Annotated in this window: 24 protein-coding genes; 15 read left to right on the forward strand and 9 right to left on the reverse strand. The window is 36.2% G+C overall.

Going from position 1 to position 26,258, the window contains the following annotated elements:
* Window position 1: 1 nt before the first annotated feature.
* Together trpS and DNJ73_RS03240 are read right to left on the reverse strand one after the other, a co-directional pair.
* Window positions 2-1,015 carry a tryptophan--tRNA ligase gene (gene trpS, locus DNJ73_RS03235; protein WP_158466276.1) on the reverse strand — a complete coding sequence of 338 codons (1,014 nt, stop codon included), beginning with the start codon at window positions 1,013-1,015 and terminating at the stop codon, window positions 2-4.
* The gene (locus DNJ73_RS03240; protein ID WP_158466750.1) at window positions 1,016-1,546 is read right to left on the reverse strand and encodes a hypothetical protein; all 531 of its coding nucleotides are present in this window, start codon (window positions 1,544-1,546) and stop codon (window positions 1,016-1,018) included.
* Between the two features lie 230 nt (window positions 1,547-1,776).
* On the opposite strand from DNJ73_RS03240, the gene DNJ73_RS03245 reads away from it, so the two are divergent.
* From DNJ73_RS03245 to DNJ73_RS03265, 5 genes are all read left to right on the forward strand, one after another.
* Complete coding sequence (locus DNJ73_RS03245; RefSeq protein ID WP_158466277.1) at window positions 1,777-3,132, forward strand: YcjF family protein; 1,356 nt, start codon at window positions 1,777-1,779, stop codon at window positions 3,130-3,132.
* Window positions 3,133-3,206: 74 nt separating this feature from the next.
* A complete protein-coding gene (locus tag DNJ73_RS03250; RefSeq protein ID WP_158466278.1) occupies window positions 3,207-4,172 on the forward strand; it encodes a metal ABC transporter substrate-binding protein in 966 nt (321 codons plus the stop codon).
* Window positions 4,172-4,969, forward strand: coding sequence for a metal ABC transporter ATP-binding protein (locus DNJ73_RS03255; protein WP_158466279.1), 798 nt, complete (start codon window positions 4,172-4,174; stop codon window positions 4,967-4,969). The genes DNJ73_RS03250 and DNJ73_RS03255 overlap by 1 nt, the downstream gene beginning before the upstream one ends.
* Window positions 4,962-5,834 (forward strand): metal ABC transporter permease, encoded by an 873-nt coding sequence (locus tag DNJ73_RS03260; RefSeq protein WP_158466280.1) that lies wholly within the window; start codon window positions 4,962-4,964, stop codon window positions 5,832-5,834. The genes DNJ73_RS03255 and DNJ73_RS03260 overlap by 8 nt, the downstream gene beginning before the upstream one ends.
* A gap of 12 nt (window positions 5,835-5,846) precedes the next feature.
* The gene (locus tag DNJ73_RS03265; protein ID WP_158466281.1) at window positions 5,847-7,025 is read left to right on the forward strand and encodes a DUF4336 domain-containing protein; all 1,179 of its coding nucleotides are present in this window, start codon (window positions 5,847-5,849) and stop codon (window positions 7,023-7,025) included.
* On the opposite strand, the gene DNJ73_RS03270 is transcribed toward DNJ73_RS03265, so the two are convergent.
* Window positions 7,022-7,366: a DUF760 domain-containing protein gene (locus tag DNJ73_RS03270; protein WP_158466282.1), complete on the reverse strand. Its 345-nt coding sequence runs from the start codon at window positions 7,364-7,366 to the stop codon at window positions 7,022-7,024. The two genes, DNJ73_RS03265 and DNJ73_RS03270, sit on opposite strands and share 4 nt — an antisense overlap.
* A 62-nt stretch (window positions 7,367-7,428) precedes the next feature.
* Window positions 7,429-7,995 carry a signal peptidase I gene (gene lepB, locus DNJ73_RS03275; protein WP_158466283.1) on the reverse strand — a complete coding sequence of 189 codons (567 nt, stop codon included), beginning with the start codon at window positions 7,993-7,995 and terminating at the stop codon, window positions 7,429-7,431.
* A 63-nt stretch (window positions 7,996-8,058) separates the two neighbouring features.
* On the opposite strand from lepB, the gene menD reads away from it, so the two are divergent.
* From menD to murF, 4 genes are read left to right on the forward strand one after another with little or no spacing between them, the layout of a single operon-like run.
* Window positions 8,059-9,855: a 2-succinyl-5-enolpyruvyl-6-hydroxy-3-cyclohexene-1-carboxylic-acid synthase gene (gene menD, locus DNJ73_RS03280; RefSeq protein WP_158466284.1), complete on the forward strand. Its 1,797-nt coding sequence runs from the start codon at window positions 8,059-8,061 to the stop codon at window positions 9,853-9,855.
* Window positions 9,856-9,868: 13 nt separating this feature from the next.
* On the forward strand, window positions 9,869-10,762 hold the full coding sequence (gene menB / locus DNJ73_RS03285; protein WP_187152541.1) for a 1,4-dihydroxy-2-naphthoyl-CoA synthase: 894 nt from the start codon (window positions 9,869-9,871) through the stop codon (window positions 10,760-10,762).
* Window positions 10,763-10,811: 49 nt separating this feature from the next.
* Complete coding sequence (gene glgA / locus DNJ73_RS03290; RefSeq protein WP_158466285.1) at window positions 10,812-12,281, forward strand: glycogen synthase GlgA; 1,470 nt, start codon at window positions 10,812-10,814, stop codon at window positions 12,279-12,281.
* Window positions 12,282-12,326: 45 nt separating this feature from the next.
* Window positions 12,327-13,724 carry a UDP-N-acetylmuramoyl-tripeptide--D-alanyl-D-alanine ligase gene (murF, locus tag DNJ73_RS03295; RefSeq protein ID WP_158466286.1) on the forward strand — a complete coding sequence of 466 codons (1,398 nt, stop codon included), beginning with the start codon at window positions 12,327-12,329 and terminating at the stop codon, window positions 13,722-13,724.
* A gap of 14 nt (window positions 13,725-13,738) precedes the next feature.
* Here murF and glmU read toward each other — a convergent pair whose 3' ends face one another.
* The 4 genes from glmU to DNJ73_RS03315 are packed head-to-tail and all read right to left on the reverse strand — an operon-like array spanning window position 13,739 to window position 18,982.
* Complete coding sequence (gene glmU, locus DNJ73_RS03300; protein WP_158466287.1) at window positions 13,739-15,079, reverse strand: bifunctional UDP-N-acetylglucosamine diphosphorylase/glucosamine-1-phosphate N-acetyltransferase GlmU; 1,341 nt, start codon at window positions 15,077-15,079, stop codon at window positions 13,739-13,741.
* 36 nt (window positions 15,080-15,115) lie between these two features.
* Window positions 15,116-16,012, reverse strand: coding sequence for an MnmC family methyltransferase (locus tag DNJ73_RS03305; protein WP_158466288.1), 897 nt, complete (start codon window positions 16,010-16,012; stop codon window positions 15,116-15,118).
* 14 nt (window positions 16,013-16,026) lie between these two features.
* Window positions 16,027-17,361 (reverse strand): 3-phosphoshikimate 1-carboxyvinyltransferase, encoded by a 1,335-nt coding sequence (aroA, locus tag DNJ73_RS03310; RefSeq protein ID WP_158466289.1) that lies wholly within the window; start codon window positions 17,359-17,361, stop codon window positions 16,027-16,029.
* Window positions 17,362-17,416: 55 nt separating this feature from the next.
* On the reverse strand, window positions 17,417-18,982 hold the full coding sequence (locus DNJ73_RS03315) for a UbiD family decarboxylase (RefSeq protein ID WP_158466290.1): 1,566 nt from the start codon (window positions 18,980-18,982) through the stop codon (window positions 17,417-17,419).
* Window positions 18,983-19,046: 64 nt separating this feature from the next.
* Here DNJ73_RS03315 and DNJ73_RS03320 point away from each other — a divergent pair, with 64 nt between their 5' ends.
* Genes DNJ73_RS03320 through sds form a run of 5 tightly spaced genes read left to right on the forward strand, consistent with a single transcriptional unit; the run spans window position 19,047 to window position 23,508 of the window.
* Window positions 19,047-19,775: a 2-phosphosulfolactate phosphatase family protein gene (locus DNJ73_RS03320; protein WP_158466291.1), complete on the forward strand. Its 729-nt coding sequence runs from the start codon at window positions 19,047-19,049 to the stop codon at window positions 19,773-19,775.
* Window positions 19,776-19,804: 29 nt separating this feature from the next.
* Complete coding sequence (locus DNJ73_RS03325) at window positions 19,805-20,629, forward strand: carbon-nitrogen hydrolase family protein (protein ID WP_158466292.1); 825 nt, start codon at window positions 19,805-19,807, stop codon at window positions 20,627-20,629.
* Window positions 20,629-21,714 carry an N-acetylmuramoyl-L-alanine amidase gene (locus tag DNJ73_RS03330; RefSeq protein ID WP_158466293.1) on the forward strand — a complete coding sequence of 362 codons (1,086 nt, stop codon included), beginning with the start codon at window positions 20,629-20,631 and terminating at the stop codon, window positions 21,712-21,714. Before DNJ73_RS03325 ends, DNJ73_RS03330 begins: the two co-directional genes overlap by 1 nt.
* 2 nt (window positions 21,715-21,716) lie before the next feature.
* Window positions 21,717-22,514: a glutamate racemase gene (gene murI, locus DNJ73_RS03335; protein WP_158466294.1), complete on the forward strand. Its 798-nt coding sequence runs from the start codon at window positions 21,717-21,719 to the stop codon at window positions 22,512-22,514.
* A gap of 22 nt (window positions 22,515-22,536) precedes the next feature.
* Window positions 22,537-23,508 (forward strand): solanesyl diphosphate synthase, encoded by a 972-nt coding sequence (gene sds, locus DNJ73_RS03340; RefSeq protein WP_158466295.1) that lies wholly within the window; start codon window positions 22,537-22,539, stop codon window positions 23,506-23,508.
* Here sds and DNJ73_RS03345 read toward each other — a convergent pair.
* On the reverse strand, window positions 23,489-24,190 hold the full coding sequence (locus tag DNJ73_RS03345) for an HAD family hydrolase (RefSeq protein ID WP_158466296.1): 702 nt from the start codon (window positions 24,188-24,190) through the stop codon (window positions 23,489-23,491). The two genes, sds and DNJ73_RS03345, sit on opposite strands and share 20 nt — an antisense overlap.
* A 91-nt stretch (window positions 24,191-24,281) precedes the next feature.
* On the opposite strand from DNJ73_RS03345, the gene acs reads away from it, so the two are divergent.
* Window positions 24,282-26,258: an acetate--CoA ligase gene (gene acs / locus DNJ73_RS03350; RefSeq protein WP_158466297.1), complete on the forward strand. Its 1,977-nt coding sequence runs from the start codon at window positions 24,282-24,284 to the stop codon at window positions 26,256-26,258.

The following is a 26,258-nucleotide window of genomic DNA, read 5'->3' on the forward strand; positions in this document are numbered from 1 at the left end:
TCTACAAATTTGAATAAAATCCTAGAGCTTCTTTGACTCTATTTAATGTTAACTTAGAAACCTCCTCGGCAGTAAGTTTGCCTTTATTTAGTATTCTTTTTAGCTCTTCTGGATCATTCATTAGTTCTTTATATTTTTCTTGAATAGGTTTGAGAACGTTAATCATTGCCTCTGTAAATTCTGGTTTGAATTTACCCCAGCCCATTTCTGCGCAATACTCAGCTGCTTTTTCTCTGCCTAGGCCGGAAATTATAGAATAAATTGTTAAAAGATTATCAGCTTCAGGTCTTTCAGTATTTCCGAATTCTAATCCTAATTCTGAGTCGGTTTTTGCACGTTTTATTTTTTTAGTAATGATATCTGGACTGTCTAATAAAGTAATCCTACTATTTTCGTTTGGGTCGCTTTTACTCATTTTCTTTGTTCCGTCTGTCAAGCTCATGACTTTGGAACACTCTTTCAAAATTAAGGGATTTGGGACTTTTAGTATTGGATTCTCTTTTGTTCCAAATTTTGAATTAACTCTTTGAGAAGCAATATCTCTTGCGAGCTCTAGATGTTGCTTTTGATCTTCTCCAACAGGAACCAAATCAGCGTCATAGAGAAGAATATCCGCTGCCATAAGGACTGGATAATCTAATAATCCAATAGATACATTGTCGCCTTGTTTAATTGACTTTTCCTTGAACTGAATCATTCTCTCCATCCAGTTTAAAGGAGTTAAGCAATTTAATATCCAGCAAAGCTCGCTATGGGCGCTTATCTGACTTTGAATGAATATTGAGCATTTATCAGGATTCATCCCACAAGCGATATACAAAGCCGCTGTAGATAAAGAATTTTGATGAAGAGATTTTGGGTCATGCGGAGTCGTTATCGCATGAAGATCAACAACGCATACAAATGTTTCATAATTTTCTTGTAATTCAACCCAATTTCTTATTGCTCCAAGCCAATTACCAATATGAACATCTCCTGTGGGTTGAACACCAGATAAGACTCTCTTCTGATTCACTTATCCTTGCTCGCTTGTATTTGTGGAATCAGCTTCATTTGAACTTGCTTCTGTTGCTTGATCATTATCTTTTTCTGCAGGATCTTGAGCAACGTTGTTTGCCTGATCAGTATCAGCTACCTCTTGTTCTTTAGCTGGCTTTGCTGGTCTTGCAAAAGGGTTGGGCTTTGTGCTGGGTGAGTTGTTATTTTCACCGTTATAATTTCCCCTGTTACCCCTGCCTCTTCTTTGGTCATTGGCGGGCGCTTGAGACCTATATTCGTTGACTAAATTTTCAAGACTTCCATCTTCAAGCATTTGGGCAAGAGTTCTTACTGCGAAACCTAAAACAGCAACAGTAGAACGAAGATTAAAGGCTTCTTGTAATGATCTGGCTGCTCGCATTTCATTATCACTTAAGCGAATACGAAAGCCTCCCTCTCTATTGTTAGGACCTCGGCCACCTCTGAAATTATTACGACCATTTTGTCTTTGGTTTTGAAAATCTCCACCACCTGACTGATTATTGGTGTAAGAGTCACTCATGAACATATTTGCCAATAGGGGCAAGTGTGACGCATAGCCGGTACTTTTGCGACATATTTGAATATCTTGATTAGCACTTTCACATCTAATGATATTGATCCCAGCGGAATGATTTGATTTCTTTAGGCATAAATTTTTCTTCTTAAAAACGTAAAACCTTCTTTCTTTGCGGTTATTAAGGGAAAATTTGCTTTAAAATGAAAGTTAGCTAAGAAGAAACTGTATTTATTGAAATCGTGGAAAATCATTCATTAACAAAATCTTCTCTCTCCTTACCTTCTTTTTCGATTCCGAAAATTAGTCTTTTTATTGGGCTAACTATTACGGGGCAATGGGTTTTAAGTGATGTGGCCCATATCCCTGGGGGTGGACTTGGATTGCTATTAGGACTTGGTTGTATTTTTTATTTTTTAAAACCAGGAAAGGTTTCATTTGATGCTCCCTCTACTGTTCAAGGATGGGTAAGAAGATGCCATGACGTTTTAGAGAATTTTGAGTACTTGCTTGAGGATGGAGAGCAAAGTGAAAGAAAAAAAGAAAGAATTAATTCCTTGCAAAAAATTATTGATAGAAGCGAAGATCAAAGCATTGGCTTCTTGAAAACAAAAGGCGTAAAATTACCTGATAAAGAGCAAATGGAAAAAGTTTTAGGAATAAATAATCAAATAAAAGTTTCTTTTCCACCAGCTCTTCCTGTAAGAGATAGAAATTGGATTTTGCCAGATTTAATCCAAGAGCAAGATTTTATTGTTTATTCTTTGGCACTTCCAATGAGCGCAGCGGATCTTTTGTGGATTAAAAATATCCCTACAGATCAACCAGCCTGGCTAATGGTTGCCAGTAAAGAATCTACTGATTGGTCTGATGAGCGAAATGCATTAGAGGCTCAATTACCAGATAGATGGACTAACAGAGTATTGAAATGGGATGGATCTCAAACAGAAATGGCAACGGTTCTTTCTCCAGTTAAGAAACTTCTTGAAAATCCAAAGAAAAATACAGACATTACTAAGCAAAGACTTTTGTCTCGATTGCATACTTCTTGGCAAAAAGATTTAGAAAAATTAAGAAGAGAAAAATTCAAGGTTATTCAAACAAGATCTCAGTGGATAGTTGCAGGTATCGTTTTCGCCTCCCCTGTCGCCTCAACTGATTTGCTTGCAGTTGCAGTGGTTAATGGCTTGATGATCAAAGAAATGTCGAAAATATGGTCTTCCAAAATGAAGCCAGAATTACTTGAGGCAGTCTCACGACAACTAGCAATGGCTGCAATTGCTCAAGGAGTGGTCGAATGGAGTGGACAGTCCTTGTTGAGCTTGGCAAAGCTTGATGGCTCCTCTTGGGTTGCTGCTGGAACAATTCAGGCCTTGAGTGCTGCTTATTTAACAAGAGTGGTTGGGAGATCGATGGCTGATTGGATGGCTCTCAATAATGGAGTAACTCAACCTGATTTAGAACTTATTAAGCAACAAGCTCCTCAACTAGTATCAAAAGCTGCTGAGCTAGAAAGAGTTGATTGGGTGGCTTTTTTAAAGCAATCAAAAGAATGGATTCAGTCTCAATCTATTAATTACAAAGTTAAATCAGTTTAAGTTTATAACTTTTCTTCTGGTATATCTTTGACTTATATTTAGATAAAACATTAATATTTTCTAATTTCAAATATATGTTTAATAAAAAGGTTGTTTCTGATTATATTTATAAGAAAAACAAGATACTTAGTTTATCTATTTTCCTTGCTTTAAATATTTTATTCCTGACAGGATGTGTAAATAAAAACACTTATGGACCAAGTAATGATAAGCCTTTTGTTTTAACTACTTTTACAATTTTGGCCGATCTTGCTAGAAATGTTGCTGGGGATAGACTTCTAGTTAAATCAATAACGAAACCAGGAGCAGAAATCCATAGTTATCAATTTACACCTAGTGATATTGTAAAAACTAAAGGAGCAAAACTGATTATTGAAAATGGTTTAGGTCTTGAAGCGTGGTTTTCGAAATTTATGATTAGCACTGGCGATATTCCCAGTGTGAAATTAACCGAGGGGATTAAGCCATTATTGATAGAGGGTGATCTTTATTCAGGGAAGCCAAATCCTCATGCCTGGATGTCGCCCAAAAGAGCTATGAATTATGTAGATAAAATAGTTGATGCTTTTATCAAAATTGATCCTGATGGAGCTCTTGAATATACATCTAACGCTTCAACCTATAAAGCTAAACTTGAATTGCTTGATAAAGAGCTAAGAGATTCATTATCCTCTATTCCTAAAGAAAGAAGATTTTTGGTGACATGCGAAGGTGCCTTTACTTATTTAGCCCGTGATTACGGAATGAATGAGGCATATTTGTGGCCAGTTAATGCTGAAAGTCAAGTAACCCCTAGGAGAATGGTTAATCTAATAAAAACAATTAAAGAAAATGAAATCCCAACAATTTTTTGTGAAAGCACTGTGAGTGCAGAAGCACAAATGGAAGTCGTGAAATCAAGCGGAGCTGTTTTTGGTGGGACCTTCTACGTTGATTCACTCTCAGATATAAATGGTCCTGCTCCTACCTATATAGATTTACTAAGGCACAATGTTCGATTAATTATTAAGGGCCTATCCAACTCAGAAGTGACAAAATAATGAACCCAATTTTTAAAAGTCACGAGAAAGATTTTATGCGTATTGAGGCAGACCAAGTTTGTGTTGACTACAACGGTACAGTCGCTCTTTATGACGCAAGTTTAAATTTAAAAGCAGGTTCTATATGTGGTCTTGTTGGGATGAATGGTGCAGGAAAATCAACTTTTTTTAAAGCTCTAATGGGTTTTGTTAGACCATCAAGGGGAAAAATAAGGATTAATGGGATTAAGGTTAATCAAGCTCAAAAGGAGCAATCGGTTGCATATGTTCCTCAGAACGAAGGAATAGATTATTCATTCCCTGTGAGTGTTTGGGATGTTGTGATGATGGGGAGATATGGTGCGATGAATATTTTCCGAATACCAAGAGAGTCAGATAGAAGAGCAGTTGTTCATGCCCTTGAGCGAGTTGATCTTTTGGATCTCAGAGAACGACCAATAGGATCTTTATCTGGTGGACAACGCAAAAGAGCTTTTCTTGCAAGAGCAATTGCTCAACGAGCATCAGTGCTTCTTTTAGACGAACCTTTTTCTGGAGTTGATGTACCCACTGAAAAGCTTATGGCTGATCTATTTCTTCAGTTCCGACAAGAAGGACATACTATTTTGATATCTACTCATGACCTGAATCATGTGCGAGATTTTTGTGATTTTGTTGTCCTTATCAATAAAACTGTTCTTGCGTATGGTGAAACCTCGGAAGTTTTTACTTCGGAAAATTTAAATAAAACATTTGGAGGAATTCCACCAAATCCTTTATCAGGTCCAACTTCAAGTAAAAATTTTATAAATGAGTGAATTTCTAATTTCCATTACGCCAATTGATTGGTTATTGGATCCATTAACGCATGATTTCATGAGAAGAGCTTTAATGGTTAGCGCATTAGTTGGAGGTGTTTGTGGGCTTTTATCTTGTTATATGACATTAAAAGGTTGGGCCTTAATGGGTGATGCTGTTTCTCATGCAGTTATGCCAGGAGTAGTTGTTGCTTATGCACTAGGGCTCCCTTTCTCTTTAGGTGCTTTTGTTTTTGGAGTTGGTTCAGTTGCTTTAATTGGATTCGTCAAACAAAAATCTAGGATCAAAGAAGATACAGTTATAGGACTTGTTTTTACCGGCTTTTTCGCATTAGGTCTTGTATTGGTTTCAAAAATTAAAAGTAATATTGATCTAATGCAAATACTTTTTGGAAGTCCTCTAGGGATTTCACGCTCAGATGTTAACCAGACTTTAATAATTTCGTTTATTGTTATATCTATTTTGCTTATATTTAGAAAAGATTTAATGCTTTATTGTTTTGATGCTAAGCATGCAAGGTCTATAGGTATAAATACAGGCATGCTTCATTATTTATTGCTAACGTTGTTATCTCTATCTGCAGTAGTAGGTTTGCAAACTGTTGGTATTATTTTAGTAGTAGCAATGCTTATTACGCCTGGTGCTACAGCTTACTTGCTGACTGATCGTTTTGACAAAATGACTTTATTAGCAGTAATTAGCAGCTCATTTTCAAGCATTCTAGGTGTGTATATAAGTTATTGGTCAGATATTGAAACAGGTGGATCTATCGTTTTAGTTCAAACATTAATTTTTCTAATAGCATTTTTATTTGCCCCAAGATATGGAATATTTAAAAACCAGACTTTTATAAATAATAATTAAATTAAGCAAACGATGAGTAATTTTTCTAGTGAACAAAAATGGAGTTGGTGGCCACTTTTACCGCTCTATCCTTATGGCAGAAAAAGAACAATATTCAGGGAATTAGTTCCTAATCAGATTTGGAGTTTTGAACAACTTCAGGGAATTTATTATGTTGCTGTCCCTGTGAGGCTATTAGTTGTAAGAGTAAAGAATGAATTGATGATAATTAACCCTCTACCTCCCACGGAAGAATTGCTAAGAGACATTGATGTACTTGTAAAAAAAATCGGCCCTGTAAAAACTATTGTTTTACCAACGGCCTCTGGTTTGGAACATAAAATTGCTCTTCCTGCTTTGGCTAGAGCTTTTCCTGATTCAAAAATATGGGTTTGCCCAGGACAATGGAGTTTCCCATTTCAATTGCCTTTTGATTGGTTGGGAATTCCGTCTAAAAGAACAAATATTTTATTGGCGGATGGATTTCCTCATAGTGATTATTGTGACTGGCTCCCATTGGGTCCAATTGATATTGGACTAGGACGCTTTCAAGAAATATCTTGTTTTCATAAACCATCAAAATCTCTTTTGGTAACTGATGCACTTGTGGGTATTGAAGAGACTCCTCCAGAGCTCTTTGATTTAGACCCTACACCTTTATTGTTTCATTCAAGGGATAAGGGTTCTGAAGATCTTATTGACTCTCCAATCGCGAGAAGAAAAGGATGGCTTCGTTTGGTTCTTTTTGCTTCTTATTTAAGACCTGAAAAGTTGGAGATACCAAAAATAAAAGAAATTTTTGAAAATTCTTTCAAACCAAATTTAAGAAACAAAAGAGCACATTTTGGAATATATCCTTTTAATTGGCAAAAAGGTTGGGAGTTGTCTGCTAAAAAAATTGTTGGAAAAAACAATCCTTTAATACAAATTGCTCCTGTAATAGAAAGATTGGTTTTCCCTAGAGCACAAAAAGCTTTTATAACTTGGCTGAAGAATATTGAATCCTTACAGGGTATTTCTTGGCTAATTTCTGCTCATTACAGCGGTAAAGTTAGATTCTCAAAAAATGAAATACAAGCGTTAAAAAATAAAATTAATAAATCAGATTGGGCTAATAACGAAGGTGACTTTGGATTCCTAAGCTGGTTAGATCAAAAATTATTGAAAATTGGTGTAGTCCCTAAAAACCCGTTAGAAAAATTTGGCGATTAAATTTTATCCGGGTCGACTGACATATCCTCGTCAGATAAAAGTGTTTCTTCTAATTGCTTTCTTTGTTCCATTTGTCTTAAAAAATAACCAGTCATCATGGCTGAGGCTAATAAACTAGCAAGGTTATCTTTACTAGAGGTTACTTTTACCTCAAATTGTTCCCCAGGAAGCATTCCAAGCAAACCTTGGACGTTGTGTCTGATTATTTCTTGGATTTCAGGACTAGCAGATTTAGCAACTCTTTGCAAAACATCTGCAGGTTGATCTTGTAAGTATTGAATTAGCGCATTTGCCTCATGGCCTTCATTATTGTCAGTAGCTAAAAATTCAGGATTAAACATCCAGTTTTTTATATGTATTTATAGAATATCGCAAAAAGTACTCTTATAAAATTTAATTTAGGTTATGGGAACCGAATAGGTCCTATTTCTTTTAATGGCCAGTACCTTGCAAGTGCTGTGCCTATAAGATTTTTTTCAGGGAGAGGTCCCCAAATATGAGAATCTAAGCTGTTGTTTCTGTTGTCTCCTAAAACCCATAGTGAAAAATCAGGTACTTTTATTGCTTCCATTTCATATTGAATGGGTTCTTTAATCCAGGGTTCATTTATTTCTTTTTCATTTCTATATAGTTTTCCATTTGAAACTTTTATTTTATCTCCCGGTAATCCAACAACTCTTTTTATCAATGCTGAACCATCGCTATACCCAGCATCTGTAAGAATTTTTGGAGGTTTGAAAATTACAATGGTATTTAGAGATAAATGTTTATTTAGTTTTTTATTAAGTCTGGGGGTTATTTTCTCTATCAATATGCGGTCTTGAATTTGTAAAGTTGGAATCATTGATCCAGAAGGGATCCATCTAGGTTCAACTGCTTGCCATCTTAATAAAAGCGCAATTAATATCCAAATAATCCATCCTTTCCAGCTATTTTGGTTTTGATTTTTTTTTGATCCAGTTGATGTCATGAATTTTTTTTGTTTTAGTTTCTTGTTAGAAAAATTTCTACAAAATTTGAAATAGTTGTTCTTTTGGAAATTTCATTAGCACGATACAATTTTTTTATTAGCTTAGAGCTCCTCAAAACTCTAGTAGCAAAGGGAATGAAACATATTATCCTTTGCCCTGGAAGTAGATCAGGACCTCTTGCTTTAGCGGCGGCAAGTTTATATAAAAAAAAAGAATTAATTCTAATAACATCTATTGATGAAAGATCGGCTGCTTTCCTTGCATTGGGAATAAGTGCTGCAAGTGGTCAAGTGACTTGCGTTATTACAACTTCTGGAACTGCAGTCGCTAATCTTTTGCCTGCAGCAGTTGAGGCAGATAGATCATGCCACCCCCTTTTGTTTTTAACCGCAGATAGACCTTTGAGATTAAAAGAATGTGGTGCGAATCAAGCAGTGAATCAAGAGGATTTCTTGAAGTCTGTTTGTAGACATTATGATGAAACTCCTAGAGAAGGAATTCATTTAATTTCTAGAGAAAGACTTAATTCTCTAGTAGGAAAGTCGTTTGAAATGGCTAAAAATATTCCTGGTCCAGTTCATATAAACCTCCCTTATGAAGAGCCTTTGCACCCTTGTGTGCTTGATCAAAAAGAAGTTATAAATGGATGGGAAATTGATGGATTTTCAACAAAAAAAATCACTTCAAGTTCGGGAGATTTTCTTTCAAATGTTTCATCTTTGAAGCTTCCAAGATTAGATCCATTTTCATTAGGAATAATAATTGTTGGTCCTTGGAGGGGGAAAGCAAAACAACTTGATTCTTTTAGAAATGCATTAAAAAAATGGCAAAAATTATCTGGATGGCCAATTCTTGCGGATCCACTTTCTGGAGTTGAAAATAATCAAGAGGGATTGATAAAGCACTGGAATCTTATTCTCTCAACAAGTTTATTTGAAACAGTTAAGCAAATCCAAGTTTTACGATTGGGGCCATTACCTCCAAGTAGAGAATTACAATTTTGGCTAGAGAAACCTGGAAAAATTCAATTACTTATTACTGAGGGAGATTATAGAAATCTTGATCCTATTGGTGGTTCAACTCAATTTAGTGAAGGATTTTCTTATTGGGTTAATAAATCCATAGGGAGTATTTCAACATTGCCTAAAACAAATAAAAATATTATTAGTGAAAAATTTACTTCGGAACTAATAAAATATGATTTATTTATCAATAATTGGCTTGATAAAAGGTTATTGAGAAAAGCAATAATTACTGAACCTGCTTTGGCTAGATTGCTTCCTAGATTATTGCCAAAGTCTATTCCTGTAATGCTTGCCTCAAGTAGTCCTATAAGAGATTGGTTGAATTATTCAGGAGAGGGGGCTTTTTTAAGAAGATGCTTTGGGTTTAGAGGAGCTTCAGGAATTGATGGGACACTTTCAATGGGGATGGGATTATCAATAATTATGGGAAGGATGATATTAGTTACAGGTGATTTAGCACTTCTTCATGATACAAATGGATGGTTGTTTTCGAAGGATAGGAATATTAGTCTAATAGTAATAATGATAGATAATGGAGGAGGTGGTATTTTTAACCAGCTAAATATAGATCAGGTTGAAGAGGGTGATTTTAAAGAGATTTTTCTTATGCCTCAACAAGTTTGTCCTCTGACACTTGCTAAAGCTTATGGGGTGAAATATAAGCAGGTAGCATGCATAGATGATTTAGAGCAAGCGATTGAATGGAGCTTTTCTTTATCAACTAATGCATTAATAAGAGTTTGTACTAACTCTATTGAAGATCATAAATTGAGAGTAAGTTTACGTAATGATCTAAAAAAAAGATTACCTGAGAACTTATTAAGTTTTGATTAATGAGATTTAAACAATGGCCTTAGAACCTATTAATCCTAAAAATATCTCTAGAAGAGTTTTGCCTGGGGAAATTATTACCTCATGGGTTGCTATTGGTGAATACAAAGATATTTTCCTTGACGTTAGCCCTGAGGGGATTGCTCGAGTTGCGATAAATCGTCCTGAAAAAAGAAATGCTTTTAGGCCTCAAACTATTTCAGAACTTTGTGATGCGTTTATCAGAATCAGAGAAGATCCTGATATTGGAGTGGTATTACTTACAGGAGTTGGTCCTTCTAAAGATGGAAAGTTTGCTTTTTGTTCTGGTGGAGATCAAACTGTTCGGGGAAGTGGAGGTTATCTCGGTGATGATGGAGTCCCTCGTTTAAATGTCCTTGATTTACAGCGAATAATTCGTAGCCTTCCTAAAGTAGTTATTGCTCTTATCCCAGGTTTTGCAATTGGGGGCGGACAAGTTTTACATTTAGTTTGTGATTTGAGCTTGGCTGCTGAAAATGCAATATTTGGTCAGACTGGTCCTAAGGTAGGTAGTTTTGATGCTGGTTTCGGATCAAGTTATTTAGCTAGGGTTGTAGGCCAAAAAAAGGCCAGAGAAATTTGGTTCCTTTGTAGGAAATATGGAGCAAATGAAGCATTAGAAATGGGGCTTATCAACAAAATTTCACCATTGAATTTGCTCGAGTCAGAAGGTGTTAAATGGGCGAGAGAAATACTTCAAAACAGTCCAACTGCTATAAAATGTTTGAAATTTTCTTTTAATGCCGATACGGATGGTTTAGCAGGTATCCAAGAGCTTGCAGGTCAGGCAACACATCTTTTTTATACGACTGATGAGTCAAAGGAGGGAAGAGATGCTTTCATGGATAAAAGGGATCCTGATTTTTCTAAATCAAAATGGCTTCCATGATTTTATTTGATTTATCCAAAAAGATAAATCGTACTTTTTTATGAATTAAATGCGAATACTTTTTGCTGCTGCTGAATGTGCCCCAATGATAAAAGTTGGAGGAATGGGTGATGTCGTTGGTTCATTGCCTCCTGCCTTGAAAAAACTTGGACATGACGTTCGATTAATAATTCCAGGGTATGGAAAATTATGGACCTTGATGGATATTTCTCCTGAGCCTGTTTTTCGTGCTAACACAATGGGGGTTGATTTCGAAGTTTATGAAACAAGGCATCCCTCTAATGGGTTGCCAATTTATTTAGTTGGACATCCTTGTTTTGATTCTGAGCGTATTTATGGCGGAGAGGATGAAGATTGGAGGTTTACTTTTTTTGCTAGCGCAGTTTCTGAATTTGCATGGAATTCTTGGAAGCCGCAAGTACTCCATTGTCATGATTGGCATACTGGAATGATTCCAGTTTGGATGCATCAGGACCCTGAAATTAGTACAGTATTTACTATTCACAATCTCAAGTATCAAGGTCCATGGAGATGGAAACTTGATCAAATAACTTGGTGCCCATGGTATATGCATGGTGACCACACCATGGCATCAGCAATGTTATACGCCGATAGAGTGAATGCAGTTTCTCCTACCTATTCAAGGGAAATTTGTACATCTGAATATGGAGAAAAATTAGAGGGACTTTTGAATTATATTTCTGGCAAACTACGTGGAATTTTAAATGGAATTGATTTAGAAGAATGGAATCCAGCAACGGACAATTCATTACCAGCTAAATTTAGTTCTGATAATATTTCTGGTAGAGCAATTAATAAAAGAGTTCTTCAAGAAAGAATGGGACTTGAAGTGAATCCAGATAAATATCTAATGGGAATGGTTGGTAGACTTGTTGATCAAAAAGGTATTGATCTCTTATTGCAAGTAGCTAATAGACTTCTTTCTTATACTGACTCTCAAGTCGTTGTCCTTGGTACAGGTGATCGCTATCTAGAGTCAGCTTTATGGCAATTGGCAATTGAGTATCCAGGTCGTTTCTCAGTTTTCCTTACGTATGACGATGCATTATCTAGGCTGATTTATGGAGGCTCTGATGCATTCCTAATGCCTAGTCGTTTTGAACCATGTGGAATAAGTCAGTTATTAGCTATGCGTTATGGTTCTATACCTATAGTTAGAAAAGTAGGTGGTCTGGTTGACACTGTCGAGCCTTATAACCCTATGAATGAAACTGGTTCTGGATTCTGTTTTGATCGATACGAACCAATTGATTTTTATACAGCATTAGTTCGTTCTTGGGAAGCGTACAGGCATCAAAAAAGTTGGAAGGATTTGCAACTAAGAGCAATGTCAAATAAATATAGTTGGGATAGATCAGCTAAGGAGTATGAGTTGATGTATAAAGATGTTTGTGGGATTAAGGAACCCTCTCCAGATGCTGCAGAAATTGAAAAATTTTCTTATGGGCAAGAAGCAGATCCTTCAAGGAAAGGGTTAAGTAAAAAAATAAAATCATAGGATTTTTGATGATTTAATTGAATTTGCTTATTTCCAAATAGTTATATGGATATTACTTTTAAAGATTTAACAAAACTTTGGGGGAAACCAATTAATCAAGAGAAAATTGACCTTGATTTACCTATTGGTTTTATTTCTACTGATACAAGGACAATTGAAAAAGGAAATTTTTTTGTTCCTTTAGTAGGTGATAAATTTGATGGTCATGATTTTTTAGGAATGGCTTGTGATATTGGTATACAAGCAGCAATAGTTGCAAAAGAATTTAATGGTTTAGTCCCAAGTGGCTTACCTCATTGGTTGGTCCCAGATACTCTTTTTGCTTATCATCAGATCGCGTTGCTTCATAGGAGAAAATTAAATCTCCCTGTTGTTGCTGTTACTGGATCTGTTGGAAAAACAACTACAAGAGAATTGATTCGGTTAGTTTTGTCTTCCCTTGGTGAAATCGTTTCAAGTAGAGATAATGAAAATAACGATATTGGAGTCCCCAAGACTCTGCTAAGAGGGTCAGCAAGCGATGCTGCGTATGTACTTGAAATGGGTATGCGTGGCTTGGGTCAAATTGAACGTCTTTCAAAAGTTGCTGAACCTGACATCGCAATTATTACAAATATTGGGCAAGCTCATATTGGCATTCTTGGTAGTAGAGCTAATATTGCAAAAGCCAAGTCAGAAATAACTACAAATTTAAAACCTGACGGCGTTGTAATTATTCCATTTGGGGACAATCTTTTAGAGAAAGCTTTAAGAGAAAAATGGTCAGGTCGTATTGTTCGAGTAGCTATAGAGGATTATTCATTGGATTGGTTGGGATCTGGTGATGATGATTTTGCTTTTAATGATATAGAACCAGATTATATTTCTCAAATTGATATGCAAAATAATCTCATATATTTTGAGAAGCTTAAATTAAAATTGCCTTTAGAAGGTAGACATAATGCTATGAATTTTATGATGGCCCTTACTGTTGCAACTGAATTGGGGCTATCAATAAAGAATCTTAATAAATTTAATATCAATATGCCAAAAGGAAGAAATAGATTGGTCGATTATGGAAAGTTTTTAGTTTTAGATGAGACGTATAATGCTTCTCCTGAGTCTGTTATTGCATCGTTAGAATTATTAGTAAGTAAGCCTGGACGACACTTTGCAGTTTTAGGTACAATGCTTGAGTTAGGCTCAGAGAGTATTAAACTTCATAAAAAGGTTTTTCAAAGAGCCGTTGAGTTAGGTCTTACTGGAATTGTTTTTGTTTCTTGTGGTAAGGAATCTAATATCATAAAGAAAATAATCAAAGAATTACCAAAGCATGAAGTAGTTAGAACTCCAAAAGATGCAGCTTTAGCACTATTGTCATGGCTTACACCGGGAGATAATATTTTGATTAAAGGTAGTCGCAAATTGGAACTAGAAAAAGTATTACCTTATTTACAGCAATAAGCTTGATGTTCTAGTTAATTATTTTTTTTTCTAATTATTGCTTTTGATCTTTCAACTACTAAACTCTGATCTGGGATATCTTTACTTATAGTTGAGCCTGCTCCAATCGTTACATGAGAACCGATCTTTATAGGTGCAACCAAGACTGAATTTGCACCAGTTTTTGAATAATCATCAATTATTGTTCTATGTTTATTCTTGCCATCAAAATTAGCTGTAATAGTTCCTGCTCCCACATTAATATTTTTCCCTAGAGTTGAATCGCCTACATAGCTTAAATGATTGATTTTTGTTCCTTCACCAATAAAACTTTTTTTTATTTCTACAAAGTTCCCTATCTTAGAATTTTCGCTTATGCTTGATTCCGGTCTTATATGAGCAAATGGACCAATTGACGTATTGTTCCCAATCGTTGCTTCATTGATGAATGAATGAATGGCTAGAACATTTTTCTCAAGCGTTGAATTTGTTATGACACTGCCCGGTCCTAAACGACATCCATTCCCAATATTGCATTTACCACGAAGATGAGTTTGTGGCTCAATAATTACGTCTGTACCAAAATCTGAATCCTCGCTTAGCGAACAGCTAATAGGATCAATAAATGAAACACCCTTACTCATCCAAAAGGATTTAAGCGTTTCTTGGATATGTTGTTCGCATTCAGAGAGTTGATATCTATCATTAATGCCTTTAACCTCAAATGGATCATCGACTTCAAAATGCAATGCTTTTTTGAGTAATTTTATTGTATCAGTTAGATATAGTTCATTTTGACTATTTTTGCTAGATAATAAATTTAAAACATCTGATAATTGTTGCCAATTAAAACAATATATACCAGCATTTATTAATTTATTCTTTCTTTGTTCATTGGTGCAATCTCGTTCTTCAATGATTTCGCTAACTAGTCCTGATTCATTTGTGATTACTCGTCCATATCCTGTTGGCGATTCTAAACTTGCAGATAAAAAAGTAACACTCGCATTGGACTTTTTGTGAAATTTTAAAAGTGAATTTAAAGTTTCCTCTTTTAGCAATGGCACATCGCCATTTAAAACTAAAAGCTCTCCTTTAAATCCTTTTAATTGGGTACCTAATTGTTGAATAGCGTGTCCAGTTCCGTTTTGAGGTTGTTGAAGTACAAAATCTAAATCTTGATAATTTTTTAGAGAGTCTTTTACTACGTTGGCTTGATGTCCTACAACTATTAGTCTACGGTTTGGATTTAGTCGTTGAGTACAAGATAACACTCTATCAATGAGCGATTTTCCTGCTAATGAGTGAAGAACCTTAGGTAGGTCGCTTTTCATTCGCGTACCTTTCCCAGCCGCTAAAATTGCGATGGCAAGCATTAGAGTATTTTTTTTAGAAATCTAATTGCTTTATTGTCATTGCGCAGCATTCCATTTTTTTCTCCAGGAGGATGTGTTTATTAATTGACTTTTAGATTGTTCTATCTCTCTAGATAAAATGATTTCTTTAGAGTTACCTCTCCCGGTTGGATCTCTATATGGAATTGATGATCGAGTATTGAGATGTTCTAATTCCCTATCGCTCAAGTTTTTAATCTGACAATTTTTTGAAATGAATTGTTGTTCTAATTGTTGTTTCATAGCAACGGTTCCCAAGCTCCATTTGTTTTGCTTATCTGTTGAGGGGATTATTGAATAGATTTTTAAACCAGCTTTTTTTAAACTCGCTCTTATTGAAGCAGCACTTGAATAAGTAATCAAACGTCCATTTAAAGATAGCCTTGAGGATAATAAAGATATGAATTGTTCACTCCAAAGTTCTGGACACTTTTGTGGAGAAAAAGGATCAAGAAGGATCAAATCAAACATCAGTGAATCTTGTATTTCAGATATTTTTTGTCTTGCATCGCCCCAGTGGATAGTACCTTTATTAAGACCTTCTATCCATCTTTCTGATTTTTTTAAGCAATCGAAAAATCTCAATACTTTTGGAGACCAAAGCTTTTGAAATGTTTTTTCATTAAGACCAATATTTAAAGGCCTTTGATCAATCTCAAGACCATGCCACTCGATTTTATGATTGCGTTTAAGCAGTTCTTCAAGAATAGATCCAGTGTTATATCCCAAGCCCATACAAACATCTAAAACAACTATTTTTTTTGAGTTGGAAAATCGATCTAATTGAGCGGGTAAGAGATATTTATTAATTGATTCTTTAAGTGCTCCTTCAGTATCATGAAAACATTCTTCATAGTTCGAGCTATAAAGACTTAAACTTCCATCTTTTGTTGTTTGTTTCTTTAAATCATCCAACTCTAAAAAAGAAGCTAATATTTTTGTTGGAGTCTTTTGAGATCACTCCAAAAATCAGGATATGAGATTGCCGCAGCTTCACTACGTTTTAATGTTGAATTAGAATTAGCCATTATTGATGCTATCGCTAAGCTCATGGCTATGCGGTGATCATCTTCGCTATCAAGCTCGCATCCTCTTAAATTACTCCCTCCATAAATAGTTAAACCATCTTGGTGCTCTTCTACTTTTGCTCCCATTCTTTTTAATTGCCTGGCCATTACCGCTAAACGATCAGTTTCTTTGACTCTTAATTCACCTGCTCCTGTTATTTTACTGATACCGTTGCAGAAACATGCAGCTACAGACAATATGGGTATCTCGTCTACTAGTCGAGGGATTATCTCACCATCAAGATTAAATGGTTTCAAGTTCTCTTTGTAGAAGACCTCAATGTCTCCAACAGGTTCACCGGCAACATCTCTTTTGTTGGTTACATTGATTTTTGCATCCATTTTTTCTAGTACGTCCAGTATTCCAGTCCTCGTTGGGTTTAGACCAACATTTTCGATAATTAGTTCTGATCCAGGAATGATGCTACCTGCAACAAGCCAAAATGCTGCTGAACTAATATCACCTGGAACGATAATTGATTGACCTTTTAGATCTTTCCCAGGGTAAACAGTTATATGTCTACCCATTTCACCACCTACTTCTAGATTAGCTCCAAAGGCTTTTAACATCCTTTCACTATGATCTCTAGATCTGGCGGGTTCAATAACAGTGGTTGAGCCCTCTGCATTAAGAGCAGCAAGTAGGATTGCAGATTTTATTTGAGCACTTGCTACTGGAGTACCAATTACTGCACCTCTTAATTTATTCCCAACAATCGATAGCGGAGCGAAGTCTCCACCGCTTCTTCCTGAAACTTTACCCCCCATCATTTTTAATGGCTGTCCAACTCTTTTCATTGGCCTATTTCGAAGTGATTTATCTCCCGTAAGTATGAAATGATGATCTTCTTGGCCAGCTAATAATCCCATTATTAATCTCATAGTTGTTCCTGAATTTCCGCAATTCAAAATATCTTGAGGCTCTTGAAGACCATTTAATCCAACACCATCAACTTCAACAATGTCTCCTTTTTTAATGGGACTAATTCTTACTCCCATTGATCTCAGGCATTCAGCTGTACTTAATGGATCTTCAGCAGGTAAGAGCCCCTCAATTATTGTTTTCCCTTTAGCTATTGCCCCAAACAGTAGTGCACGGTGTGATATTGATTTGTCTCCAGGTACTTTAACCTTCCCGCAGAGCTCCCCTCCTCTATGAAGGTCTCTTAAATACTGATCTTTAGTGGGAACTTTCAATGAAAAAACAATATTTTTATTTTATTTTATTTATCAATAAGCTTTAATTCCTTATTTATGAATTGTTTATCTTTTTTTGACGCATTAGCTCATCAATAACGTAACCAAATAATTCTGGACTCGGTTGTTTATTTTCTAGCTCTGATAATCCTAGTTCGGCCCATCTTTCATCTACTTTGTCTTCAAGTTCTTTAGGCCTTGTTAATGGCTTACCCCAATCATGATTTTTTTCTGGGCCAATCTTTGTAGTTGCATCAATAGCTAATCTTCCACCTAAGCCTATATGTTCACTTGCGAAATCAAGAGTATCAAAAGGAGTATTTTCTAGTACAAATAAATCTCTTTGAGGGTCGACTTGGCTGGACAAGACCCAAACTACTTGTCTAGGGTCTCTTACGTTTATGGTTGAGTCGACGACGACGACAAATTTTGTATAGGTGAATTGGGGTAAAGCACTCCAAAAAGCCATGGCAGCTCTTTTTGCTTGACCAGGATATGCTTTGTCTATTGAGATAACGGCTAATTTGTAACTCAACGCTTCCATTGGAAGGAAAAAATCAATAATTTCAGGGATTTGTTGTTTGAGTATGGGTGTATAAATTCGATTCAGGGCTATTGCCAGCATTGCCTCTTCTTTTGGAGGCCTACCACTGAAGGTTGTTAAAAATATTGGGTTTTTCCTTTGGGTCATGCAGTGGAATCTGATTAAAGGTGAAGACTCAGCACCGCCATAGAACCCCATGTGGTCTCCAAAAGGACCATCCATCATTTCTTCTCCAGGAGAAATGAATCCTTCCAAAACTATTTCACTATGACTTGGTACCTGTAAATCGATAGTTTTGCATTTTGTTAATCGAACTCCCTCTCCTGCATATAAACCTGCAAAGAGCCACTCGCTGAGCTGTACTGGAATAGGAGTTGCGGCAGCCATTACAAGAAGTGGATGAACTCCAATAGCTACAGCAACTTCTAATTTCTTATTCATAGCAGCTGCTTTTCGAAGATGCCTGGCGCCTCCTCTAACACTTAACCAATGTACTGTCATGCTCTTGGCAGATTGTCTTTGTAGCCTGTAAACACCAACATTTGGTACTCCTGTCTCTGGATCTTTTGTGATCACTAGACCTAACGTGATGGCACCTCCTGCATCCTCTGGCCAGGGACGCAAAAGTGGTAAAAGATTTAGATCCAAATCTTTTTCATCGATTACTTTTTGATGGCATGGTGGTAAAAGATCAATATCAGGGCGAGCTTTAAGTAGATCCCAAGCAACTGAAGCAAATGCTTTGGTTTCTTTAAATCCTTTCGGTGGTCGCGGTTGCTGAAGAAGGGCTAATTTTTTTCCTAAGTCTTCCAACTCTTCTTGTTTGTCTAAGCCCATACTCCAAACCACCCTTTCCATCGTCCCAAGCAAATTAACTACAACAGGAATTGATGAATCTTTTACATTTTCAAAAAGTAGAGCAGGTCCTCCCATCCCTAAGACTCGGTCACTTATCGCAGCAATTTCTAAGTCACTATCAACTTGGCAGCTTATTCTCTTTAATTGACCTTTTTTTTCTAGAAGAGTAAGAAAATCTCTAATGTCCCGTGTAAGAGGTTCTTGACGAAATAATTTCATGAAGGTCTGCACGATTAACCTATTTATCTAGTTACTGTGACGCAAGTTATCAGCCTTTGTGGAAATGAAACTTTCTTATTTTTATGTAGCTGCGGATGTTCCTAGTGGAATTATTCCTGAATCTTCAGTAGTGATTGATGTTCTTAGAGCCACAACAACAATTGCCTGGGCCCTTGAAAATGGTGCTGATTCAGTGCAAGTGTTTGCAGATGTTGATGAACTTAAAAATCATGCTAAGAATTTTGACGATAAAGAAAAGATTCTTGTTGGTGAGCGAGGAGGAAAAAAATTAGATGGATTTGACTTGGGGAATTCTCCATTAGGAGTCTCAACCGAGCGAGTAAAAGGTAAAAGAGTTTTTATGAGTACTACCAATGGAACAAGATCACTTCATCGAGTTAGAGAATCAAAAAGTTTGTATACAATGGCACTTCCAAATAGAAAAGCCATTGCTGAAAGATTAAAAACTGACAATCCCCAGGAAGTATGGATAGTTGGTAGTGGGTGGGAAGGCTCTTATTCTTTAGAGGACTCATTGGCCGCTGGAGCTTTGGCCTCTCTGCTAATGGATCAATTAGAGTCAGTTCACATTTTAAATGATGAATTAATGTCCTCCATAGCTTTATGGAAAACATGGGAGAATGATGTTGAAGGATGTTTACGTATTGCAAGTCATGGACAAAGACTTGCAGGAATAGGTAATCATGATGATGATTTTGCTTGTTGCGCCTCTTTGGACAACCTTTCTGTTATTCCAAAACAGATTGAGATGGGCGTACTTCGCTCAAACTAACTTTTAAATTATTTTTATTTTTTAACTCAGTGTCAGATTTTTTGGCTGCGGCCTTACAGCTAACAAGTACCTCAGATATAGATGCAAATCTCAATGCTGCAGAAGAACAAATTGAGTTGGCGTCAAGGCGGGGGGCAGATCTTGTCGGGCTCCCTGAAAACTTTGCTTTTTTGGGGGAGGACCAAAAAAAACTAAAAATTGCATCCTCAATATACGAAAAATGTAATAGTTTTTTAGTGACAATGGCAAGGAGATATCAAGTCGTTTTGCTAGGAGGTGGCTTTCCTGTCCCCGCTGGTGATGGCGTTAGAACGTTAAACAGGGCAGAGTTGTTTGGAAAAGATGGCCAATCCTTGGCAAGATACGATAAAATTCACCTTTTTGATGTTGATCTTCCTGAAGGAAATACTTATAGAGAATCTGAAACAATAGTGTCGGGAAGTCAGTCTCCACCTGTCGTTGATGTTCCTGATCTTTGTAAAATAGGATTATCTATTTGTTACGATGTTCGTTTTCCTGAGCTTTATCGTGATTTGGTCAATAAAGGCGCTGATCTATTAATGATTCCAGCTGCTTTTACTGCTTTTACTGGAAAAGATCATTGGCAGGTTTTACTTCAAGCAAGAGCAATAGAAAATACCGCTTATGTTGTTGCACCAGCTCAAACAGGACGCCACTATGGCAGACGACAAAGTCATGGTCATGCGATGGTTATTGATCCATGGGGGACAGTTTTAGCAGATGCGGGAGTTGTTCAAGGGGCAGCAATAGCTCCTGCTGATAAAGAAAGAGTAGAAAGGATTAGAGGACAAATGCCAAGTCTTAAACATCGAAAAACAGAGCTTTTTAGTTGATGTTTAAAGATCAATCTTTAAAGTCCAAATTAGGATTGGTTGCGGGATTAATTTTTTGTTCCAACTTTTTTCTTTCTTTGCCTCTCAGATCCGCTAGTGCACTTGCTGCATGGGCATTATCTAGTGATGGCAGTCTTAAATTAAGAACTTCTTCTGGGACGAAATTAGATGCTTTTTTTCAACCATCTACTAATGATAAAGGTGAAAGAGTATGGGTTGATTTTCCTGGAGAATTAAGTAGGCCTAGAACTTTAAAAGGCAATGGATCTGTAAAGGAAATCAGGTTAGGAAAACCTTCTGATGGTATTACAAGGCTTGTTATTGAGTTTTTACCATCAGTTGAATTAGAATATTCAAAATTAAAATTAATTGGGATTTCTCCAAACACTTGGGAGCTGAAATTTATTGGTTTAGAAAGTAATTCTTTTAGCTCTATTGGAGAAGGTAATATTTTAAGAAACTCTATAAAACGAACTTTTGAAAAAATCAATATTCAGGATTTAGATATTTCATCTTTGCCAAATGTTCCTTATGGGAAGTATAAAGTTGTGATAGATCCTGGGCATGGTGGTTCAGATCCTGGTGCTGTTGGTATAAATGGATTAAGAGAGACTGATATTGTGTTAGAGGTGTCAAAGAATGTTTCTGAATTTTTAACAAAGAAAGGGGTTAAAACATTACTAACTCGTAATTATGAGAGAACATTAGATTTACAACCTAGAGTTGAAAAAGCTAATAACTCAAAAGCAGATGCTTTCGTTAGCATTCATGCGAATGCGACTAGAGGAAAAAGAAAGGAAGTAAATGGTTTAGAGACTTATTACTATTCTGGATATAAAGGCTATTCCTTAGCTAAAAATATTCATAAACAAATTTTAATAACTTCTACCCAAAGCCCAGATAGAGGTGTTCGGAGATCTCGTTTTTATGTAATTAGAAAAACATCTATGCCTGCAGCTCTTGTAGAGATTGGATTTGTTACTGGTATTTATGATGCCTCTTTATTACGTCAAAAAGCTTACAGATACAAAATGTCTTTTGCTATTGCTAAGGGGATACTTAATTATCTCAAAGTATCAAATTAAGTATGCGTCTTGGATTGTTTGATAGCGGTGTTGGCGGTTTGACAATTTTAAAAAAGGTTGTTGATTTATGCCCTAATGTTTCATTTATATATTTAGCTGATACCGCAAGAATTCCCTACGGAGTGAAAACATCTAATGAGATAATTCAATTTGCTGATGAAATATCAGAATGGTTTATTTCTCAGAATATCGATGCTTTCTTAGTTGCTTGTAACACAACAAATGCAATTGCCTTGGATGTTATCAAAAATAAATTAGATGTACCTGTTTTCGACTTGATTCGCTCTGCTTCCTCAACTATCCAAGAATCCAGAGTGGGGGTTCTTGCTACTCCTACTACAGTTAAAACTAAAGCTTATACAAATGCGATTTTAGAATTTAATCCAAGAACTTTTGTAATTGAACAATCTTGTCCCGAATTTGTCCCAATGATTGAAATGAATAAAATTAATTCAGATGAGATTATTGATTTAGCAATTGGATATTTAGAACCTCTTTTAAAGCAAAAAATTGAGTCTATTATCCTTGGTTGCAGTCACTATCCTCTTATAACTTCTTTGCTTACAGAGATATTACCCACTAGTGTCAAATTGATTGACCCCGCCCAGACTCTTGCTTTGAAGTTAAAGCTATATATGGATTCAAAAACAAGCAATTTTTCAAAGAAGAAATATTTAGTTGATTCAAAGTTTTATGCAACCTCTGATCCTAAAGACTTTTCTTACAGAGCTAAGCAATGGATGAATGTGTTTCCTGAAGTTAAACTCGTTTCGCTGCAGAAGAAGCGTTGTGTCTCTTAATATTGAAAAGTAGAGCGCTTTTATGACCACAGCCACTGAAATTCTTCAACCTGTAGAACTTGATCTAGAAGCATTGCTTTCAGATCTTCGCAGCCTTATTGGTGCTGGACACCCAATTTTGCAGGCGGCTGCAGAACATCTTTTTAGTGCAGGGGGGAAACGATTAAGACCTGGAATAGTTTTATTAATTTCCAGAGCTTTAACTTCTGAAAAAGATCTTCCTTTGAAACATCGAAAATTGGCCCAAATCACTGAGATGATTCATACCGCTTCTCTTGTGCATGATGATGTCGTTGATGAAGCCGATACGAGAAGAGGTGTTGAAACTGTTCATAGTCGCTTTAATCCAAGAATAGCTGTTCTTGCGGGGGATTTTTTATTTGCACAAGCGAGTTGGCATTTAGCAAATCTTGAGAATTTAGATGTTGTTAAGTTGTTAAGTAGGGTGATAATGGACCTGGCCGAAGGTGAAATAAAGCAGGGTCTTAATAGATTTGATTCAAGTCAATCTTTTGAGAGTTATTTAGAAAAAAGTTATTGTAAAACAGCTTCTCTTATTGCTAATAGTTCCAAGGCAATAGGTGTTTTATCTGATGTAAATTCTGAGAGCTTAAATTCATTATATTTTTTTGGAAGACAATTAGGTTTGGCTTTTCAAGTGGTCGATGATATTCTAGATTTTACTGGTAATGATGAACAATTAGGAAAGCCAGCGGCTAGTGATCTTCAGAGCGGTTATCTTACTGCTCCTGTTTTCTATGCTTTAGAGGATAATCCAACTCTTGGTGAACTTATTAATAATAAATTCTCAAAAAAAGATGATCTTGATAAAGCTTTGTCTCTCGTGAGAGATTCAAGTGCTATCAAAAAATCAAGAGAACTAGCTGAAAAATTTGCATCTGAGTCAAAAGATTCAATTTCTTGGTTGCCAGATTCACCATCAAAAAAAGCATTACTTGAATTACCGGAATTCGTTATAAGTAGACTTTATTAATTTGGTGCAAATCTAACATTTCTTCTATTTCTTTTAAGTCGTGAATTTTCTTTAAATTATTATTTTTTTCAAAGAAATCTTTTTTATCTATTTTCTGATCACTCTCTTTTAAAAATAAAACAAAACAGCCTGCCTTCAGTGCTGAAGATACACCAGAAATTGAATCTTCAACAGCCCAGCACTCTTTGGGATCAATATTTAATTTTTTAGCAGCTAAAAGATATGGATCTGGAGCAGGCTTCCCTTGAACTAGTGATTTATCATCGCCAAGAATCTTTACAGAAAATAGATTCATCCATTTATGATGCGCAGTTTTTATTTGTATAGATTCCGAGCTGCTACTAGTTACTAAGGCCATTGGAATATTATTTTTATGACATCTTTTGAGCAAACTTTCACTACCTGGCATTGCTTGTGCGCTGATAATGAGTCGTCTCGATATAGGCTTGTGAAGGTTGAGTAAGTCTTCTGTCTTAACCTTCTTGGGAATCATTTTAATAATTTCATTTGCGCAATCAATTCTTCTTCTGCCTCTTAAGAGTTTTAGTTGGCCATAAGTTAGATTTAGATCAAAAAGCGCGGCAGTTTCTTTCCATGCTTGTCCATGTAAGGGTTCTGAATCAATTAGAACACCATCAAGATCGAATAATAATGCTTTAGGAAAATTCCAATTTTTATTCATTATGAATTTGTTTTAAATAAGAGTTTCACTATTCAAGCCTTTTGGTCAGAAATAGCTTGAATGCAATAAATGAAAAGTTGTTTTATCTTTCATGAATTCAGACAATTCTAACTCTATTGAGTCTGTTCTTCAGGAGCAGAGAGTTTTTCCGCCTTCTGATGACTTTGCTAGTAAAAGTAGAATCTCATCTTTTTCAAGGTACTTGGAAATCTCAGAGATGGCTAAATCCGATCCAGATAAGTTTTGGGGTGATGCAGCTAGACAAGAATTACATTGGTTTAAACCTTTTGATAGAGTTCTTGATTGGTCAAAACCACCATTTGCTAAATGGTTTGATGGAGGAAAAACCAATATATCCTTCAATTGTTTAGATCGGCATTTAAATAGCTCAACAGCTGAAAAAATTGCTTTAATTTGGGAAGGTGAGCCAGGCGATCAAAAAAAATATACCTATAAACAATTACATAAAGAAGTTTGCAAGGCAGCTAATGCACTCAAGTCAATAGGTATTGGTAAAGGAGATCTTGTGGCTTTGTATATGCCTATGGTCCCTGAAGCTGCAATTGCAATGCTTGCTTGTGCAAGGATCGGAGCACCACATTCTGTCGTTTTTGGAGGTTTTTCTTCTGAGGCGCTTAGGGACCGATTGATTAACGGAGAAGCGAAAGCAATAATTACAGCTGATGGTGGCTTTAGAAAAGATAAAGTGATTCCTCTTAAGGAAGCTGTTGATTCAGCATTGGAAGGTGGTGCTTGTCCAAAGGTCCAATCAGTTTTAGTTGTTCAACGGACTAAAAAACCTATTGACATGAATGATGGCAGGGATTATTGGTGGCATGAAATTGTCGATAGTCAATCAGAAGAATGTTTGTCCGAACAAATGGATAGTGAGGATTGCTTATTTGTTTTATACACCTCTGGTTCGACAGGCAAGCCAAAAGGAGTAGTTCATACAACTGCTGGTTATAACCTATGGTCTCATTTAACTTTTAAATGGATTTTTGATATTCGTGAGAATGATGTTTATTGGTGTACCGCTGATGTGGGGTGGATAACAGGGCATAGTTATATTGTCTATGGTCCACTTTCTAACGGCGCAACCACTGTTATGTATGAGGGAGTTCCTAGACCTTCAAATCCAGGGGCTTTTTGGGATGTAATTCAAAAGCATAAAATCTCGATTTTTTATACTGCCCCAACCGCGATAAGGGCTTTTATGAAAGCAGGCAAAAATATTCCTAATCAATATGATTTATCCAGTTTGAGACTTTTAGGAACTGTTGGAGAGCCCATTAATCCTGAGGCTTGGATTTGGTATCGAGATGTCATTGGAGGAGGAAACTGCCCAATAGTGGATACTTGGTGGCAAACAGAAACTGGTGGAGTAATGATTAGCCCTCTTCCTGGTGCGACCCCAACAAAGCCAGGATCAGCAACTTTCCCTTTGCCTGGAATTGAGGCGGATGTAGTCAATTCAGATGGAAAGTCTGTAGCGAATAATGAAGGTGGCTATTTGGTAGTTAAAAGGCCATGGCCTGGGATGATGAGAAATGTTTATGGAGATGAAAAAAGATTTAGAGAGAGTTACTGGGAGTATTTAAATCCTTTAGATAACGGCTATATGTATTTTGCTGGAGATGGCGCCCGAAAAGATGAAGATGGTTATTTTTGGGTAATGGGTCGAGTTGATGATGTTATAAATGTCTCTGGTCATAGGCTTGGCACAATGGAAATAGAATCAGCTTTGGTTAGTCATCATTTGGTCTCAGAGGCAGCTGTTGTGGGTAGACCTGACAATTTAAAAGGAGAATCAATAGTAGCCTTTGTCACATTGAAAACCGGAGCAGAAGCAAACGAGAGTATTAATGCGGATTTGAAAAAACATGTTGCTAGTGAAATAGGTCCTATTGCCAAGCCTGACGAAATTAAATTCACTGACGCTCTTCCCAAAACTAGAAGTGGAAAAATAATGCGCAGAATTTTGAGAGCACTGGCCTCTGGTGATGAGATTAGTGGTGATACGAGTACGCTGGAAGATAGGTCGGTTTTAGATAGATTAAGAAGTTGA

This window comes from Prochlorococcus marinus XMU1408 (assembly GCF_003208055.1).
In the GTDB taxonomy this organism is placed as follows: Bacteria; Cyanobacteriota; Cyanobacteriia; order PCC-6307; family Cyanobiaceae; genus Prochlorococcus_B; species Prochlorococcus_B marinus_A.